At 62.8% G+C, this 17235-nt stretch carries 17 protein-coding genes and 1 pseudogene; 4 read left to right on the top strand and 14 right to left on the bottom strand.

The window, feature by feature from the left end; genetic code table 11:
- The first annotated feature begins 99 nt into the window (after positions 1-99).
- On the top strand, positions 100-837 hold the full coding sequence (locus BSZ35_RS12025) for a response regulator transcription factor (protein ID WP_105012666.1): 738 nt from the start codon (positions 100-102) through the stop codon (positions 835-837).
- Between the two features lie 48 nt (positions 838-885).
- On the opposite strand, the gene BSZ35_RS12020 is transcribed toward BSZ35_RS12025, so the two are convergent.
- Entirely contained in the window at positions 886-1449 is a 564-nt protein-coding gene (locus tag BSZ35_RS12020) for a TIGR00730 family Rossman fold protein (RefSeq protein WP_105012665.1), read from the bottom strand.
- Between the two features lie 236 nt (positions 1450-1685).
- On the bottom strand, positions 1686-2150 hold the full coding sequence (locus tag BSZ35_RS12015) for a hypothetical protein (protein WP_105012664.1): 465 nt from the start codon (positions 2148-2150) through the stop codon (positions 1686-1688).
- Between the two features lie 104 nt (positions 2151-2254).
- On the opposite strand from BSZ35_RS12015, the gene BSZ35_RS12010 reads away from it, so the two are divergent.
- The gene (locus BSZ35_RS12010) at positions 2255-2524 is read left to right on the top strand and encodes a hypothetical protein (RefSeq protein ID WP_105012663.1); all 270 of its coding nucleotides are present in this window, start codon (positions 2255-2257) and stop codon (positions 2522-2524) included.
- Between the two features lie 15 nt (positions 2525-2539).
- On the opposite strand, the gene BSZ35_RS12005 is transcribed toward BSZ35_RS12010, so the two are convergent.
- Both BSZ35_RS12005 and BSZ35_RS12000 read right to left on the bottom strand, forming a co-directional pair.
- Positions 2540-4024, bottom strand: a complete 1485-nt coding sequence (locus BSZ35_RS12005) for a DUF5687 family protein (protein WP_105012662.1) — start codon at positions 4022-4024, stop codon at positions 2540-2542.
- A gap of 68 nt (positions 4025-4092) precedes the next feature.
- Positions 4093-4815, bottom strand: a complete 723-nt coding sequence (locus BSZ35_RS12000) for an ABC transporter ATP-binding protein (protein ID WP_105012661.1) — start codon at positions 4813-4815, stop codon at positions 4093-4095.
- A 277-nt stretch (positions 4816-5092) separates the two neighbouring features.
- On the opposite strand from BSZ35_RS12000, the gene BSZ35_RS11995 reads away from it, so the two are divergent.
- Positions 5093-6289 carry a PQQ-dependent sugar dehydrogenase gene (locus BSZ35_RS11995; protein WP_105012660.1) on the top strand — a complete coding sequence of 399 codons (1197 nt, stop codon included), beginning with the start codon at positions 5093-5095 and terminating at the stop codon, positions 6287-6289.
- Positions 6290-6378: 89 nt separating this feature from the next.
- Here the strand turns inward: BSZ35_RS11995 and BSZ35_RS11990 are convergent, their stop codons facing one another.
- The 8 genes and pseudogenes from BSZ35_RS11990 to BSZ35_RS19890 form a co-directional block, all read right to left on the bottom strand.
- Positions 6379-7620, bottom strand: a complete 1242-nt coding sequence (locus BSZ35_RS11990) for a Gfo/Idh/MocA family oxidoreductase (RefSeq protein WP_105012659.1) — start codon at positions 7618-7620, stop codon at positions 6379-6381.
- Between the two features lie 202 nt (positions 7621-7822).
- Positions 7823-8743: a non-homologous end-joining DNA ligase gene (ligD, locus tag BSZ35_RS11985; protein ID WP_105012658.1), complete on the bottom strand. Its 921-nt coding sequence runs from the start codon at positions 8741-8743 to the stop codon at positions 7823-7825.
- Positions 8740-9733 (bottom strand): annotated as a pseudogene (gene ligD, locus BSZ35_RS11980) (non-homologous end-joining DNA ligase). Before ligD (BSZ35_RS11980) ends, ligD (BSZ35_RS11985) begins: the two are co-directional and overlap by 4 nt.
- Positions 9733-10320: a DNA polymerase ligase N-terminal domain-containing protein gene (locus BSZ35_RS11975; RefSeq protein WP_105012657.1), complete on the bottom strand. Its 588-nt coding sequence runs from the start codon at positions 10318-10320 to the stop codon at positions 9733-9735. The pseudogene ligD (BSZ35_RS11980) and the gene BSZ35_RS11975 overlap by 1 nt, the downstream one beginning before the upstream one ends.
- 12 nt (positions 10321-10332) lie before the next feature.
- Complete coding sequence (locus tag BSZ35_RS11970; RefSeq protein WP_105012656.1) at positions 10333-12225, bottom strand: potassium transporter Kup; 1893 nt, start codon at positions 12223-12225, stop codon at positions 10333-10335.
- A 161-nt stretch (positions 12226-12386) separates the two neighbouring features.
- Positions 12387-13328: a 1-phosphofructokinase family hexose kinase gene (locus BSZ35_RS11965; RefSeq protein ID WP_105012655.1), complete on the bottom strand. Its 942-nt coding sequence runs from the start codon at positions 13326-13328 to the stop codon at positions 12387-12389.
- Between the two features lie 30 nt (positions 13329-13358).
- Positions 13359-14573 carry a cation:proton antiporter gene (locus tag BSZ35_RS11960; RefSeq protein ID WP_181149320.1) on the bottom strand — a complete coding sequence of 405 codons (1215 nt, stop codon included), beginning with the start codon at positions 14571-14573 and terminating at the stop codon, positions 13359-13361.
- Positions 14570-14704 (bottom strand): hypothetical protein, encoded by a 135-nt coding sequence (locus BSZ35_RS19890; protein WP_258096205.1) that lies wholly within the window; start codon positions 14702-14704, stop codon positions 14570-14572. The genes BSZ35_RS11960 and BSZ35_RS19890 overlap by 4 nt, the downstream gene beginning before the upstream one ends.
- A gap of 137 nt (positions 14705-14841) precedes the next feature.
- Between BSZ35_RS19890 and BSZ35_RS11955 the strand changes: the two genes are divergently transcribed.
- Entirely contained in the window at positions 14842-15759 is a 918-nt protein-coding gene (locus BSZ35_RS11955) for a universal stress protein (RefSeq protein ID WP_105012653.1), read from the top strand.
- A 67-nt stretch (positions 15760-15826) separates the two neighbouring features.
- On the opposite strand, the gene BSZ35_RS11950 is transcribed toward BSZ35_RS11955, so the two are convergent.
- Together BSZ35_RS11950 and BSZ35_RS11945 are read right to left on the bottom strand one after the other, a co-directional pair.
- Positions 15827-16282: a hypothetical protein gene (locus BSZ35_RS11950; RefSeq protein WP_105012652.1), complete on the bottom strand. Its 456-nt coding sequence runs from the start codon at positions 16280-16282 to the stop codon at positions 15827-15829.
- 24 nt (positions 16283-16306) lie between these two features.
- The gene (locus BSZ35_RS11945) at positions 16307-17191 is read right to left on the bottom strand and encodes a F0F1 ATP synthase subunit gamma (protein ID WP_105012651.1); all 885 of its coding nucleotides are present in this window, start codon (positions 17189-17191) and stop codon (positions 16307-16309) included.
- Between the last annotated feature and the right edge of the window lie 44 nt (positions 17192-17235).

The following is a 17235-nucleotide window of genomic DNA, read 5'->3' as shown; positions in this document are numbered from 1 at the left end:
CACCAGTGAGGTGGACCAGACACATCCTCTTGCATCCTGCGTTTCGGATCAGTGCTGGGTACGAGCCCAATATTCCCCGTCAACTACGCCACTTACTCTATGTCCGGCACCGAGCAGGGTCCTCATCTTCTCCTCGTCGAAGACGACAGTGAACTCAGTACGAGCCTCGTCCTCTACCTCGAATCGGAAGGCTACGAGGTCACGCTAGCCGAGAATGGAACCGACGCGGAGGAGGAGGCCACCCGTCTACCGGGGTATGACCTCATTATTCTCGATGCCAAACTGCCCGACCAGAACGGCTTCGAGGTCCTGCGCCAAGCGCGCGAGGACGGCGTGCGGACGCCGGTGCTCATGCTCACCGGCCTCGGTGACCACGAGCACAAGATGCGTGGTTTCCAGGTCGGCACCGACGACTATCTGACCAAGCCGTTTGAAACGGAAGAGCTCCTCGCCCGGATCGACGCCCTGCTCCGCCGCGAGGCACAGGTGGAAGAGGAAGGCGGCGTATTCAATGTGGGCGGGCTCCAGGTCGACCTCGACAACGAGGAAGTGGTGCGCAATGGGGATCCCGTACAGCTCACGGACTTGGAGTACAAACTGCTTGCCTACCTGCTCCGGCGACGGGGTCGTACGGCCACCCGGGAGCAGATTCTCCGCGACGTGTGGGATCTCCCGTCGGCCGTCGAAACCCGAACGATCGACCGTCACGTGAACGCCCTCCGTGATGTGATGGACGGAAACAGTGAAGACGAATGGGCCATCCAGAGCGTCTACGGCATCGGATACAAGCTGGAAGGGGCCGACCGGGTGGAGGAGACCGCAACAGAAGCAGTGTAGGAGGTGCTGCCAAACGGGCTCGCGCCGCAGAGGACAGGCCGCAAACGATTAGGACGGAAGGCCGTCTTCTGCAGGCACAACGTCCAGCCGATTTAGCGCGGCCTCGGGGGTCGTTACCACGTGGGCAAGGTCCGTGATGGCTTCTCGTGCAAAGTACCCTTCTCGAAGCTCCTCGAAGAAGTCCAGCAGCGTGTCGTAGAAGCCGTCGACGTTGAGAATGGCGATGGGCCGATCGTGATAGCCCAACTGCTTGAGGGTGAGCACCTCCATGAACTCCTCCAGCGTCCCGTATCCGCCCGGCAGCACCACAAATGCGTCGGCCCGCTCGTACATGAGCTTCTTTCGCTCCCGCATCGTCTCGGTCACGAGGAGCTCGTCGGCTTCGTAGGCAATGCCCTCGCGGTCCTGCAGCTTCGAAGGAATAACGCCAGTCACGTTCCCCCCCGCCTCGTGGGCCGCTCGCGCCATCACGCCCATCAGTCCGACTGCTCCGCCCCCGTACACGAGCGTGTGCCCGCGATGGGCAATTTCCCGACCGAGCGCTTCCGCCACGGGCGGATAGACCTCGGAAATGGCATTGCTGGAGGAGCAGTAGACGCAAATTGACGGCATAAAGGGAAAGCGGGTGAGACAAAAGCAGGTGCCGATCGCCAAACCTAACCATCGGGTCGGAGAAATGCGACGGCACGGCAATCGGACGTTGAAGCACAGAACGGAGGAACGGCGGCTCTTTGGTTCGTATCTTCCGAATTTGCCCGAGCGAGAGGGCAAAGGGGCGCGAGGGCGAAGTGGGGGCCACCGGATGCTTGAGGGGAACCCGACTCTTCCTGTGCTCGGAGCGTCCACTTCTACCAGTACCATTCACGGGGGGAAATCCACTCGCCCCGGAAGCCTCGCAGCAGGGCGTGACGCCGCTGCCGAAACGTCGCCTCCAGCCGGGGACGCCAAAAGCGGAATGTCGCTAGGCTCGCGAGGCCCAGGAGAGCTACGCTTCCAAGGACCGCTGGTAGATTCCCCCAATACAATGTTGCGAGTGGGAGCGCCCAGAGAAGCGGAGAGAACACCAGGGTTCGCACCGGTCCCCCACCACCGATCATGGAAATCCGGCGCTGCTCCGGGTTGACCCACCTCCGGTTCCAGTACATGCTCGTCCACGTTATCACCGGCGCGGTGATTCCGGCATTGTAGAGTGCAAATGCTGCGATCGGTACCAAGAGGAATGGATCGGTCCACGCGAGTACCGGAAGTGCGATCAGGGCCGGCCCGACGGCGAGACTGACCGACCGGAAACCTGAAAGCTGGCATATCTGCACTTCGTTCTACGGCATGCATCTGATGTCACGCAGACCCCGTCTCAAAGGTCGAACCGTAGACGTAGTTTTTTATCTTTTGCGTTCGCAAGAGTCGACAAAAGCCGATGTACAAGGAGCTCTGGTCTCGGTTTGACAACGAGTCTGAACTGTGGGCACATGATCCAGCCCTGCATTCGAGCTACAATGATCGGAAGCGAATCGAGGCTGGACAGTCGGCCGAAGTGGCAAAGCAAAAGATCACGACGATCTCCCGGAGCCTTCGAGGGCTGAAGCTGGAGCGGCAGAAGCTGCTTTGCGAACTGGTAATCGCTCACTGTGACGAGGGGGCGGCCGGTGAGCATACGTCTGAGGATCGAGAGGCGGTCGTTGCCTAACCGACAAGCGTCGCTCTACGGATCGGTTGCCCGGAAGCCCGCCGCCATCGCATGCCGGTGCCGTCGGAGCAGGTGCGCCAGGCCGCGCATCCAGAGCGGCGCAGTGCACAGGCCGAGCGCCCCGAGCCCCGCCAATGCCCACAGCGTGGACTGGGGGCCCATGGCGAAAAAGAGTCCAAGCGGGAGGCCCATCAGCACCGCGATCGAGATGGTTTGCAGGGAGGAACTGCCCTGGTAGTTGAAGAAGGTCGTCTGATTGAGGGCGAGTGCTGTCCGATTCCACGTGCCCAGCAGAAGGAAAAAGGGACCGCAGACGCCGAGGTTGTAGAGGAACAGGGCGGCCAATGCGTCCAGAATGCCGGGGGCCAGCCAGACCACCACGGGAAGGATCGCCAAGATCGAGCACAGGCAGAGGCCCGCGAACAGAGCGAAGTGGGCCTGAACGAGCGTGTGCGACGACTCCGTTTGAATCAGGAGCGCGTCGAAGTGTCGTCCATGCCAGGCGTACCCGAACTGAAAGTACGGAAAGGCAAGAAATCCGCTCAGCACGAAGCTGAAGAGAATCTCGAAGTAGGGATCTACCGTTCCTTGGCCTGCAAGAAAGGCGAGAAATCCGAGGTTGAGTGGAATGGCAACCCCAAGCATCTGTCGGGGGCGCTTGTTGCGGAGAATCAGCTTCGCGCCCAGCAGTGCGTGGGAGGCTGTTCGTCCCTGGATTTCGACCCCCTCCAGCTCTGGGAATGAGAGAGTCCCTGCAGCCTCTTCGTGCGTGTTCGTCCACAGAGCGTAGAGCCGTGTTCGCAATGCCCAGTGGGCCGCGAGGATCGTCGCTCCGATTGCGCAGCCGAGCCCTGCGAGTAGAAGCAGACGTCCAGCACTCAGCCCTCCGAAGAGCTGCTCCGAGGCTGCGGTGAGGCTCCAGAAGCCGAAGAATTCTCCCCCCGCGGCGGCAGCTGCGAGGACGGCACTTGCCCCAACTACACGGGCTGCGCTCCGGTCCCAGGCGGCCCGCAGAAGGCTGTTGGCGCTCTGCGTAAGAATCACGAGGAGCAGCACCCCAATGCCCCAGCACGCAGCGCCAAGGGGCGAGGCCTTCGGCCACACTGTACTGGTCCACAACGCCGCCAGCAGGACGAGGGGCAGCACGTTGAAGAGGCTCAGGGCCGAGGTGACCTGCAGAGTGCGGACGAGCTGTCCCCGTCGGAGCGGCAGCGCCAGATACGGCTGTACGGCACTGCCCGCCGACCGCTGGAGGAAAAACCGGGCGACGAGAAGCCCGATCGCGCCGTACAGAAGTCCGGCGTTGAGTAGGCGGAGCGGATCCTGCTTCGGAGCCACCTCCGCCATGATCTGCGGGTATATCAGGCCTCCGCCGACGAAGAGCAGACCGAAATACACCGCGCCCAGTACCAGGAGCAGAGTCGACAGGACGCTCCGGACCCGGGTCGCCGAGCGCCAGTGCCGTTTCCACTGATGCTGAAGGGCGTCAAGAACGGACATGGCGTTCTGGAGACTGAGGGCAGTCGATTTTCGACGAAAGCCTCGCAGCGGCCAACGGCCCACGGCCGCTACGCCACCGCTTCCTCCTTCGGCCGAATGGTTTCGGCAAAGTAGGTGGTCAGGTCCTCCAGCGTATCCGGGTCGGTCGGCTCGTCGCGCACAATTTCGCCATCCTCCAGAATGGCAATCCGGTCGCTCACGTCCGTCACGTGGCCGAGGTCGTGGCTGGAGATGAGCATCGTGGCCTCGCCGCGCCGGTCCTGCAGCAGCTCCTTGAGCTGGATCTGTGAGCGCGGGTCGAGGCTCGCAAACGGCTCGTCGAAGATCAGCAGATCCGGTTCGGGCAGAAGGGCCGCGATGAGGCCCGCCTTGTTCTTGTTGCCGGTCGACAGGTCGCGGATGTACTTCGTGGTGTCCCCGATCGGCTCGTCGACGTAGAAGTCGGTGAACGCTTGGAGTCGGTCGTTGACGGTGGCCTCGTCGAGGTCGTAGGTCTGGCCCACGAAGTGCCAGTACTCGTCCGGCGTCAGGAAGTCGATCAGAAACGAGGGGCCGAGGTAGGAGCCGGTGCGCGGTTTCCAGTCGAACGTGTCGGCCACGACTTCGCCGTCGAGCTGCACAGTGCCCGCGTCGGCCCGGATGAGGTCGAGGACGAGTCGGAGGAAGGTGGTCTTGCCGGCGCCGTTGTTGCCGACGAGGCCGACGGCCGTGCCCGACTCGACGGCGAGGTCCGGAATTGAGAGCTCAAAATTGTCGTAGCGCTTCGCGAGATCACGGGTGGCCAGATGCATTGCAAAGAGACGAGGAGGAACGAGGACGAAAGAAGCGCGCGGACAAAATGAGACTGAACCGACGCTTTATCAAGACCATTATTGCCGGGAATACATCGCTCGACGGCGCTCGTTTGTAGAGGTTCTGTCCGTCCCCGTTCGCCGATCCCCGCCCCTAAAGAGGCTCGTGACATGCACGTAACTATCATGTAGCCGGTGACGAGCATTGGAACGGAGCCGTGCACAAAGCGTGAAGAAGGAATGTCTGTACCGGAATCCCACCCAACTGTGATCCAATATGACCTCTATTCCTGCGTTACGTCCTCTTGCACTTGCCTTGACGTTTGTTCTTTGTGCCTGTAATACCGGAGGCGATGCCGAGTCGGCCCAAACGACGGTCTCCCCTCCGGATAGGGAGGTGGTGTTGGAGAAGGTTGAGTCCGAGGAGGCGACCTTCCGCGTGGTCAAGATGGTGGACAGCCTCGCGCATCCGTGGGGAGTTGACTGGCTGCCGGACGGGCGCACGCTCATCACTGAACGAGAGGGCACCCTCTACCTGGTCGACGGCGACGAACGCACTGCGCTCTCGAACGTGCCGGACGTGTGGGCGAACGGACAGGGCGGCCTGCTCGACGTGCGCGTCCACCCGAACTACGAGGAGAATGGCTGGATCTATATGTCGTACTCGATTTCGGATGATGGGGATCGGGGCGCAACGGCAGTGGCGCGCGCGAAGCTCGACGGCACGGCCCTCACGAGCGTTGAGGAGCTGTATCGGCAGTCGCCCGCCGTGGAGTCGGGGCTTCACTTCGGCTCTCGCATCTCCTTCCACCAGGACGGCACGATGTACGTCACGATGGGCGAGCGCGGCCAACGACAGGCCAACGGCCCGGGCGCACAGGATTCGACGAATACGATCGGCACCACGATCCGCCTCAACATGGACGGCTCGGTGCCCGAGGACAATCCCTTCGTAGGCCGGGACGACATCCCTGACGCGGTCTATACCTACGGCCACCGAAACCAGCAGGGCATGGCGATTCACCCAGAAACCGGCGATGTCTGGCAGCACGAGCACGGCCCGCACGGGGGCGACGAGCTCAACCTCATCAAGGCGGGTCGAAACTTTGGATGGCCGGACGTGACCTACGGCGACGAGTACTCGGACCAATCGCCCATTGGGGGCACCGAAGGACCCGGCTTCACGCAGCCGGTGAAGTACTGGGATCCCTCCCCCGCCTTCTCGGGGATGGAGTTCTACACGGGCGACAAATTCCCGAACTGGAAGAACCACCTCTTCATGGGCGCCCTAGCCCACCAGAAGATCCTGCGCGTCGAGCTCAACGACAACAATGAGGTCGTCCACGAGGAAGAACTCCTCCGCAACGAGATCGGCCGCATTCGCGACGTGGCCATGGGACCGGACGGCTACCTCTACGTCCTCACCGACATGCCGAACGGGGGGCTGTACCGACTGGAGCCTGTGGAGTCGTAATTGCCTGCAATCGCAACTACACCAACAAAAAACGGGCGGATGCACGATTCGGTGCATCCGCCCGTTTTCTTTTGGAAAAAGGGAATCTACTACGGGGTCCACGTCCCCTGCTGCACGGCGGGCACAAAGTCGTCGAGATCGTCCGGCTTCCACTCCAGGGTGCGCTCCTTTTCGGCGCTCATGTAGGCGGTCATGAGAAGCTCCACGACCTCCAGCCCGCTGTGGAAGTCGAGCTGCGGCTGTGTGCCGTCGAGGAAGTGGCGCACGAAGTGACGGTTCTCGCCCTCATACCCGTAGGCGTCGGCCTCGTTGCCCACAACCGGCATGAGGCCCTGCTCGGCATTCTGCTTCTCGACGAGGTCCTCCCCGGCCTCGCCTTCCACTTCGCGACTGAAGAAGACCTCCGTTTCGGACTGCAGGGAGTTGTTTTCCATCGCGTACTCGGGGCCGAGGAGCTCCGACCGGAGCCGCAGCCCGGCACCGACGAACGCCCAGGACGTAGTGGTTTCGCTGATGAGGGTGTTGCCCTCTTGATCCTCGTACTCAATCGTCGCCCGGGCGAAGTCCTCCGACGGTCGCTTTCGGTAGTCGACGTCGCTCCCGTACCGCTCCTGGAGCAGATCCGCGTACTTGTCGCGCGTCCACTTGAGGCTCGCGATCTGGGCAGACACCTTCGTGGGACGGATGCTGTCGCGGGGGGCGCCCGGCTCGGTGAGCAGGTAGCGCGCCACCTCCACGCTGTGGCACATCATGTCGTTGAGAACGCCGCCGCCCTGCTGATCGCCCTTCCAGAACCAGGGCGCGTGGGGGCCGCTGTGCTCTTCGGCCGCTCGCGCCAGGTAGGGCCGCCCCGTGAGCGCGGCCCCGCGTTTCCAAATGATCTCGCGGCCTTTCTGAATGCCGGGGGAAAAGAGCTGGTCTTCGAGGTAGCCGTGCAGCACACCGGCTTCTTCCACCAACTCCACCATGCGCTTGGCCTCCGGCACCGTGCGGGCCAGCGGCTTCTCGCAGGCGATGCCCACGAGGTCGGCGCCGGCGTCGATCGCCTCGACGATCTCCTCCATGTTCTCGATGCGGGCGTGGTTGGGCCCCGCAATCCAGATGGCGTCGATCTCCGGCGCTTCTACCATTTCGCCGATGGAGTCGTAGGCCTGTGCGTCGCCTACGCGCTTCTCCCGAGCAAGAGTCGCGGCCTCTTCTGCGTGATCGCGGTTCGGGCTCCACACGCCCCGCACGTCGGCGTCGCGCACCGCCTGCCACGAGTCGATGTGAAACTGCGCGATGAAGCCGCTGCCAATGAACCCGATGCCGAGTCGTTCACGATCTGCCATAGTGCCGTGGAACTAGAAAGAAGGTTGGCGGGAGTATCGATAATTGGCAGTGGGGCCGACAGAGTCAAGAGCCGGACCGCAGAATCTGCAAAAATTGGAACCGGTTCCAGGGGCAGGGACCTTCAAGGGGAGTACGGTCCCGACTACCCCGAAGGCGGAAGTGGAGACCGTCAAGGCAGCGTACAATTGAAAGGAGCTCCACTCACGGTTCTGTTTCGAATTCATCCAGGCACTTGCGGGCGTCCTCAAGGGGGCGGGCCTTGTTTTGGAGGTCTGCCCAGGGATCGGCCTTTTGTCCCATCCGCCGAAAAAGATTGTCGACGGTGTACGTCTGGGCGTGCAGGGCGCCGCCGAGTTCGTTCCAGTCCAGCGGCGTTGCAACGGGGGCCCCGGGCAGGGCCCGCACCGCGTAGGGCGCCACGCTGTTCTGCCCGTAGGAGTTGCGAAGGTAGTCCAGAAAGATCCGCCCCTCCCGCTTCTTTTTGCGGACGGCGGTTGTCAACCGATCGGGATGGCGTTCAGCCAGAATGGTTGCCAGGTCCCGGGCAACGGCCCGAACGACGTCGAAAGACGCCGAACCGTCGAAGGGCACCACGACGTGCGCGCCCTGCGATCCGGTGGTCATAACAAACGGAAAGAGTCCAACCGTCTCCAGTACGTCCCGAAGCGCACGAGCTGCAAATCGAACCGGACCGAACTCATCGCTCGGAGGATCGAGGTCAAAGATCATGCGGTCGGGGTGACGAAGCGCGTCGGCGCGGCTCAGCCACACGTGCGGCGTGATGCAGGCCTGATCGGCCAGGTACACGAGCGTGGCGGCATTGTCGCACACCACCTGGGGCTGGGTCTCGCCCGTGCCCTCCACCTCGACCGACACCCGTCGAATCCAGTCGGGAAAGTGCTCGGGGGCCTTCTTCTCATAGAAGCCCGTTTCCGCAATGCCGTCCGGAAACCGCTGCATCGTCACGGGGCGGCCTTCGAGGTGCGGAAGCATGTCGTCCGCAATTCGGGCATAGTAGTCGGCCAGGTCGGCCTTCGTGAAGCCCGCGTCCGGAAACAGCACCTTGTCGGCATTCCCGATCTCTACCGTGTGGTCGTCGATCTCGATGGTTGCTGTACTCATGAGGTCGGTTCCTCCCTGGTTACGTTTGTGGGGTTTTTGTCGCGACGGAGTCCCTGGAAGCGAGGCTGCCGGAGGCGATCGTCGTGGGTCCACTCCTCGAACCCAATCTGGGCCACCAGCGCAGGCGTCACCCAGTGCACCTCCGTCGTGGGAGGATTGCCCTGGTCGTAGGGCGATGTCTTCCGTTCCAGCGCCGATAAACGATCATGCAGTGTGCGGAGTGTCTCGTCGTCGAAGCCGGTGCCCACCTTTCCCACGTACACCAGGTCGCTGTGGTCGTAGACCCCCAGCAGCAGTGCACCGAAGCCAACGCGCTCGCCGTGCGGATCGGTGAAGCCCCCGATCACGAACTCCTGCTGCCGTACGCACTTGAACTTCAGCCAGTGCGTCGAGCGGGCGTGGACTTAGGGGCTTGGCGATGATTCCCTCCCAGCCCTTCTCGCAGGCCTCTTCGAAGAAGGCCTCCCCCTCCGTATTGCGATGTGGAGTAAAGCGGAGCGGGTCGTCGTACGAGAAGGCTTTCTTGAGCACCGACTTCCGGTTGCGCAGGGCGAGGTTTGTAAGGTCGTATCCGTCCAAATGGAGCAAGTCGAATACGTAGTAGTACACCGCAACTCTGCTCTCGCGGGCCTCTTCCGGATCGTCGATCTGCATGCGCTGCTGGAGCCGCGAAAAGCTGGAGATCCCCTTCGAAAACGCGACCACCTCCCCATCCAGAACAAATGGAGTGGGAGACTGACCCTCGATGGCCTCTACCAACTCTGGATACGGGGCATTCAGCGACTTCCGGTTGCGCGACCGCAAATGCCCGTCCGTCCCGTTTCTGAACGCCAGGCAGCGCTCCCCGTCCAGCTTTCGCTCGAAAAGCCACCCGTCGCCCGAGAACCGCCGGTCCGTGAGCGTCGCCAGCATCGGCTCCGTCCACGTCGGCGGATCCGCCGTGCGCAGTTGCTCCTGCGCCGAATCGGGAAGGGACTCCAGGGCAGCCATCATGGCGTCTCCGACTCTTGTTCGGCAATGTCGTCGAGGGTGCGGTCGCTCAGCACCGACGCGGGCTGCGTGCGGGTCGGGTTGCGGCGGGCGTCGGCTTCGTCGTCCATTTTGATGAGCAGCCACCGGTCGTCGGCATCGTCCATGCGAATCAGCGCGTATCCGCCTCGAATCTTCTGCCCCTCTAGCCACACCTCCACTTTGCCCTCATCGAGGGCCTCCGCCATCGAGACGGGCGGCTCCTCGTCGGCGCGCAGGTTGCGGTATGGCCCCAGGTCCCACACGAGCACGGTGCCCGCCCCGTAGTTGCCGTCCGGAATCACGCCTTCGAAGGTCGCATAGTCGAGCGGATGGGCCTCGGTCGGCTGGGCGAGTCGCTTGTCTCCAGGATCGGTCGACGGTCCCTTGGGCACAGCCCAGGACATCAGGACGCCGTCCACCTCCAGACGAACGTCGTAATGAAGCGAGCTCGCGTCGTGCTTTTGAATCACGAAAAGCGGCTCTTCAGAGGCGTCGCCCGAATTGCCGGACGGCTCCGGCGTGCGGCAGAGGTCACGCGTGGCCAGGTAGTCGTCGAGGGAGGACATGTCGGTCTGAGGTCAGAGTTCGATCTGCGTGCCAATTTCGACGACGCGGTCCGACGGGATGTGGAAATAGGCCGCGGCCCGCTTGGCATTTCGGGACATTCCCGCAAACAGCCGCTCCCGCCAGAGAGCCATGCCGGGCTTCTTAGTGGCGAGCATCGTCTCGCGGCCCAGGAAGAAGGTCGTCGTCGACAAGTCAAAGCCTTCGCCGTCGATCTCGCACTGGCGCAGGAAGACAGGGACGTTCGGATCCTCTGCAAAGCCGACGTCGATCGTGACGCGGTAGACGTTCTTCCCCAATTCCGTGATCTCTTCCCGATCTTCCTCCACGTACGGAATGTCGCGGGTCAGGATCGTGAGAATGATCACCCGTTCGTGGAGCGTCTTGTTGTGCTTCAGGTTGTGAAGGAGCGCCTGCGGCGTGCCCTCCGGGTTTGAATCCATGAAGACCGCCGTACCGGGCACGCGCTGAGGCGACATTTCCTCGACCCGTTCGAGAAACGCGTCGTGCGAAATAATCTTCTCGCTCAGGCGCTCGCCCAGAATCTGGCGGCCGCGTTTCCACGTCGTCATGACGACGAACATGAGGCCGGCAACGACGAGTGGGAACCAGCCTCCGGTTGGAATTTTGGGGAGATTGGCGCCCCAGAACGAGAGGTCGATCGTGAGAAGCACTACGAGCATCCCGGCCACTGCCCACTTATTCCACTTCCATCGGGCGGTTACCACGACGGCAAACAAGAGGGTCGTAAACACCATGTCCGTCGTGACTGCCACACCGTAGGCCGAGGCCAGGCTGCTCGACGACTGGAAGCCGAGCACGAGGCCAATGCAGGCAATCATCAGCATCCAGTTGATCGCCGGCATGTAGATCTGGCCGAACTTCGTCTCGGAGGTTTGCTCGACGGTCAGACGGGGGAAGTAGCCGAGTTGAACGGCCTGACGCGTGAGAGAGAACGCCCCGGAAATAACGGCCTGCGAGGCGATGATCGTGGCTACGGTGGCAAGCACCACCAGCGGATAGAGTCCCCATCTTGGCACCATGTTGTAGAACGGGTGCTCGATCGTCTCGGGGTGACTGATAATGAGGGCGCCCTGCCCGAAGTAGTTGAGGAGAAGCGAGGGCAGAACCACTCCAAACCACGTGAGGCGGATGGGCCGCACGCCGAAGTGGCCGATGTCGGCATAGAGGGCCTCGCCCCCCGTCACCACCAGAAAGACCGAGCCCAGCACCAGGAAGCCCGTCCAGCCGTTTCGGAGGAAAAAGGAAGCCCCGTACGTGAGATTCACCGCGGCCAGAATGTCGGGATGCTGCACAATTTGCACGAGGCCCAGCCCCGCCAGCGTCAGGAACCAGACGAGCGTGATGGGGCCGAAGATGGCGCCTACGCCCGCCGTCCCGTGGGACTGAACGGCAAAGAGGCCGGCCAGAATGGCGATCGTAATGGGGATGACGTACGGCTCGAACACGGGCGTGGCCACCTGGAGCCCTTCAATCGCACTCAGCACGGAGATAGCGGGCGTAATCATGCTGTCGCCGTAAAGCAGAGCCGCCCCGAACAACCCCAGCAGGACGAGCACCCAGCGGCGTCCGGCCGCCTTTTCATTTTGCGGACTCACGAGGGCCGTGAGGGCGATAATTCCCCCTTCCCCCCGGTTGTCGGCCCGGAGGACCAGTGCCAGGTACTTGATCGAAATGACGAGAATGAGCGACCAGAAGATAAGCGAAAGAACCCCCAGCACGTTGGCGGCGGTGGCGTCGAGGCCGTAGGAGGCGTGAAAGGACTCGCGGATGGCGTAGATGGGACTGGTCCCGATGTCGCCATACACAATCCCAATCGTCGCGAGTCCCAGGACGAGGAGGCGTCGGCCGGTGGGGTTATCGTCCTGCGAGTTGTGGGGACTCATAGACAGGAGGGGACGAGACCAGAATTCCAGGGAGAGAGGACTGGAGATCAAGAAAGGAAGTCATTCTATTGCGATTCTACCAGGGTTGGAGAATCTGAGTGTAGGGAAACGTCCCCTCTGACTTTTGTGGGGTCAGGGAACTGAATTTGTGTCGTTTGGGCTCAGGCGTTGTGTTCAGAGGTCATCTGGTCGAAGAGCGTCTCGACGTCTGCCTGACGGCAGAGCTCGGTGCCGGGCGTCATAACGGCGGCGGCCCCGGCGGCGACGCCGTAGCGGACAGCGCGGGGCAGGGGCGCTTCGCGAGCGAGGGCCAGCGTGAGCCCACCCACCATGCTGTCGCCCGCGCCCACCCGGCTTTTGATGGGAACGGTGGGCGAGCGAACGTGCTCGGCCCGGTCGGCCGTAATCAGAAGTGCCCCGGACGCCCCCATCGACAGAACAACAATTTCGCAGTATCCGTCGTCGATCATCTCGCGCGCCGCCTCGATCCGTTGGGAATCGCTCACGAGCGAGTGGCCGGTCAACTGCTCCAGCTCGCGCAGATTGGGCTTCAAGAGGTACCAGCCCGCCGTTCGGGCCTGGTAAAGCGCAGAGCCGGACGTGTCGAGGATCGGGCGCGCCCCGAGAGAATGAGCCACGTCGGCGACCGCGGCGTAGGCATCGTCCGACAGGCCCGGCGGCAAGCTCCCGCTGGCCACGAGGTAGTCGGGCGACGGGTCAAGGGCACGGAGCGCATTCAGGCACTCGTCCCACTCGGCCGTCGTCAACTCCGGCCCCGGCATCCCGAACCGAAACTGGCGGTCGGTCGAGGTCTCGTACACAATCATGTTCTCTCGCGTCATGGCCGCGGTCGAAATCGGCGTGTGATCGAGATCTTCTGCGTCCAACAGGTCGTTCAAGAGGTTGCCGGTGAAGCCGCCTGCGGTGTAGAGGGTGTGGGCGGAGCCGCCGAGGCGGTGAATGGCGCGCGAGACGTTGATGCCCCCGCCGCCGGGTTCGCGTGTAGGAGTATCACACCGGAGTTTCTCCTCGGCCACCACGCGCTCGACGCGCGTATTTTTGTCGATGGCCGGGTTGAGGGTGAGCGTGGCGATTGAGGACATGGCAGTCGAGAAGATGAGAGAGAAAGAGGGTTACGAGGAGAGGGGCGACGCGTCCGTGAGCAGGGGACGGAGCACGAGGGGAATGGCAACCACCGTGATTGCTGAGATCATCACCACCTGAGCAAAGAGCGATGGGGGAACGGCCCAGTTCCCGAGCTCCAGGCCCCGCTGCATGACGACGAGGGCAATCTCGGCGCGGGGCACGAGGCTGAGGCCGAGCACGAGGGCGCTGCTCGACCCGAGAAGCGGGCGAGCGGGCAGATAGGCGCCGCCGACCTTTCCGATGACGGCCGCGATCAGGAGCAGGAGGACGCCGGGGCCCACGGCGGTCAGCGCGTCGGGGGCGAGGTGCAGGCCGATGCCGACGAAAAAGAAGGGGGCCAGCAGGTCGTGTAAGGGACGAAATGCGTCCATGTACTGGGTGGTGTGGGGGTCGCGATGAAAGATGAGACCGGCAAAGAAGGCCCCGACGGCGGTCGACAGCCCCCCCAGTCCGGCCGCGGCGGCCACAATAATGCCCACGCCGAGCATCACCAGCATGGTGCCCTCCCCCGCGTGGAGGCGGTCAAAGAGCTGTGTCATCGGCCGCTCCACGTATTTCGCAAAAAGGAAACAGACCACTCCGAACCCTCCGAACGTTGCGAGCGTCTTGGCCAGCGTCGAACCGATTACCGGTAGCAGGGAGGCCGCTCCAGGCTCCCGGAGAACGGGAACCGCCGCAAACAGCAACGCCATCAGGAGGATGCCAGTAAGGTCGTCCACTTCGGCCACGTCGACCAGGATATTGCCTTCTTTGCTGTCCAATCGGCCCGCATCGTCCCACACTGCCACCGTGACCCCGACGCTGGTGGCCGAGAAGGCCGCGCCCACAAACAGACTCGGAATCAACTCCCATCCGATGAGGCCGTAGGCAATCGCAAAGGCAGTGCCTGCGCTGATCAACACGTCGCCGGCGCTAATCCAAAGCGCATCGGGCAGCTGGTCGAGCAGACGGTCCAGATCGCTCTCCAGGCCCACCCGGAAGAGCAACGCAATCACGCCCAGGTCTGCGAGAAAGGGAAAGACCTGCTGCTCGGTGAGGAGCGGGATGACGTCAAACGAAGAGGCCGCGCGCAGGAGGAGGCCGAGTGCAAAATACCCCACGATCGGACTCACCCGCATCTGCTCGGCCCCGTACCGCAGCGCGATGGCGCACACCACGACGACCCCGACCAGTAACGTATTTAGGAGGAGAAGAGAAGTCACTCGATCGCGTAAACATCGTGACTGAAGCAGAGACGCCCGAACGGGTCGGCCGCGTACAGGCCCAACCGGTCGAGCCAGTCGCTCAGCACCTTCTTTGTCGAACGTGCCGGCAGTTTCGTTGTACGTTCCATGCGTGTTCGTCGTGGTCGACGGAGTAGTGGCCCGAATCCCGCCATCGAAGAAATCCACGGGAAGCATCGGGGAGGCGCGATGCTCCTCGACCAGGACCACGCCGACCGTCCTCTACTCCCAACGATTCCCCTCGTCGATGATTCAGGACATTCTGTTCGCCCACGACTTTTCGCCCTCTTCGAAGCGGGCCTTGCCGTACGCCGCTGACCTGGCCCGCCGGACTGGGGCCACCCTTCACCTCATGTACGTCAAAGAAGTCCCCCTCGGTCCGCTGGTGAAGGGCGAGCCCTCCCCTATTGCCGGTGAGAATGAGCTCCGGAAAACCCTCCGGAACCAGCTCAAAGACCGCTGCCAGGACCTCTTGGAAGCCCACCTCCCGTCGGGCGATGAAGATCGGCTCCACTACCACGCGGAACGGAGCGGGGCAGTAGCCCCCGCCCTCGTGCGCTACGCCAAGCAAGAAGACATTGACCTTGTCGTCATGGGCACGCAGGGCCAGCGCGGCCTCCAGGAGGCGTTTGTTGGAAGCGTGGCCCGGGAGGTGCTGCGCACGGCGCCGTGTCCCGTATTTACGACTCGGGTTTTGGAGGACGCGGCAACGGCAGAGGAGTCCTCAGTCAATCGGATCGTCGTCCCCATCGACTTTTCGGATCCTTCCCGAGAGGCCCTTCGGTACGCCGGGCAGATGGCGTCGATTTATGAGACCCCAATCAAGCTGGTGCACGTGGTCGAATCGCCGAAACTTCCCTCGGTGTATGGAATCGAATCCCCCAAGATCTCCGAGCGGAAGGTTGAAGCCCAAACCGAACGCGCCCTTGCAGAATGGGCCGACGAACTGCCGGGACGTCACGGACCGACCTCGTACATCGTCCAGCGCGGAGATCCTGCCTCCCTCATCTTGAACGCGGCTTCGTCTGTTGACGACCTGATTGTAATGGCAACGCACGGCCGGTCGGGACTGCGCCGGGCCATGCTCGGAAGTGTGGCTGAGGAGGTCGTCGCCCAGGCCCGTGGGCCTGTGTTGACGGGGCGCACCTTTCCGGCGGGATCGTAAGCGTGCTTCCCCTGCGCTCCCTGCAATCGGTGTGTCCCTGGCCCTTCTCACAGAACGAACGCGACTATCAATGAAAGCGGTCTTCTGAACGTTCGTCGGCGAGAAAGCCCGAAAGCGCCAGGGCGGCAAAAAACAGAGTCAGATCTTTGATGAGGTACTGCCCTTCGGGAGTAGGGGTGAAGGGAAACGAGACAAAGCAAATGTCCGGCTCTAGTACGAACGCCAGCAAAATGCCCGGCAGTCGGAGCGCGAGGAGCAGAATCGCCGCCCGGAGGAGGGGATGGACGAGCAGGCACACGCCGATGACCACCTCCCACCAGCCCAGCACCAGAACCATGACGTCGGGATCGCCCCAATAGATTGTGTGCGCGAGAATGGAGGTGGTCGTCTCGTGGCCCAGGGGCTTCAACAACCCAAACCAGAGAAAGAGAATCCCCAGCGAGATGCGATGCACCCGGTGGCCGTACCGATCAAACAGACCGATCAGGGTCGCGTCGAGGGTCTTGAGGCGTGCCCACTTCATGGGTTCAGGTGCGTCAAATCGTATTCAAGCAGGCACGGGTGTGGAAAGTGCCTCGGATCCGGCCGTAATGTCGAGCAGCTCTTCCGTGATGGCGCTCTGCCGCCGCCGGTGAAAGCGCCGCTGCAGGTCATCCAGGCGCTCCTCGGCGTTGTCCTGGGCCACCTGCATGGCAGCGAGACGACTGCTGTGTTCGCTGGCCAGCGACTCAGCAAAGGCACGATAGAGGGAAACAAACAGGTATTGCCGGATGAGTGCTGCGAACAGCGGCTCCCAGTCCATCCGGAAGATCGGGATCATCTGCGTCGGCCAGGACGTCGACTCCAGCCGTGCCAACCACCGTTGGTCGAGGGGCAGGAGCTGCTGCATAGTCGGAGCAAAGCCAGTTCCTGAGGTCGTTTCATTGTAGAAGAGTAGCACCTCTTGGATCTGCTCTTCCCTACGCCACCGCTCGACCTCTACCAGCAAGTCCTGCACGCGAGGCGTGATCTGCTCCACGGCGTCGGGCGCATCGAGCGATCCACCGGGCGGGGACCCTACGTCTTCGAGCCGCCCCCCTACCAGGTCGCCAAGGGCCAGCAGCTGAATACTATCGGGATCCTCGTCCGCAAGCATCTCCTGCGTGTAGCGTGCGATTTGCTCGTTGAATCGACCGCACATTCCCCAGGCCGAGCCAAAAACGACGGCGCCGATCCGCCTCCCCCCTCCCGCTGCGATCGGGAGGTCCTGCGGACGATGCCGCATGGCCACCTGCAATCCGAGCCGGACCGTCCGGTCGTAGTCCTCCAGCGACGCCACGGCGGCCTCGCACTGGTGAATGCTCGTCATCGAGAGGATCTTCATCGTGCGCACGACCGAGTGCAACGTCTCGGTGCTTTGGATCTGTCGGCGGAGGGATTCGAGGTCATCCATGACGGAATCGTACGTTTGGCTTCGTGTCTAAGCGGTGGGGACTT

It is taken from the genome of Salinibacter sp. 10B (assembly GCF_002954405.1).
In the GTDB taxonomy this organism is placed as follows: Bacteria; Bacteroidota; Rhodothermia; order Rhodothermales; family Salinibacteraceae; genus Salinibacter.
This window is presented reverse-complemented; position numbering and strand designations above follow the sequence as displayed.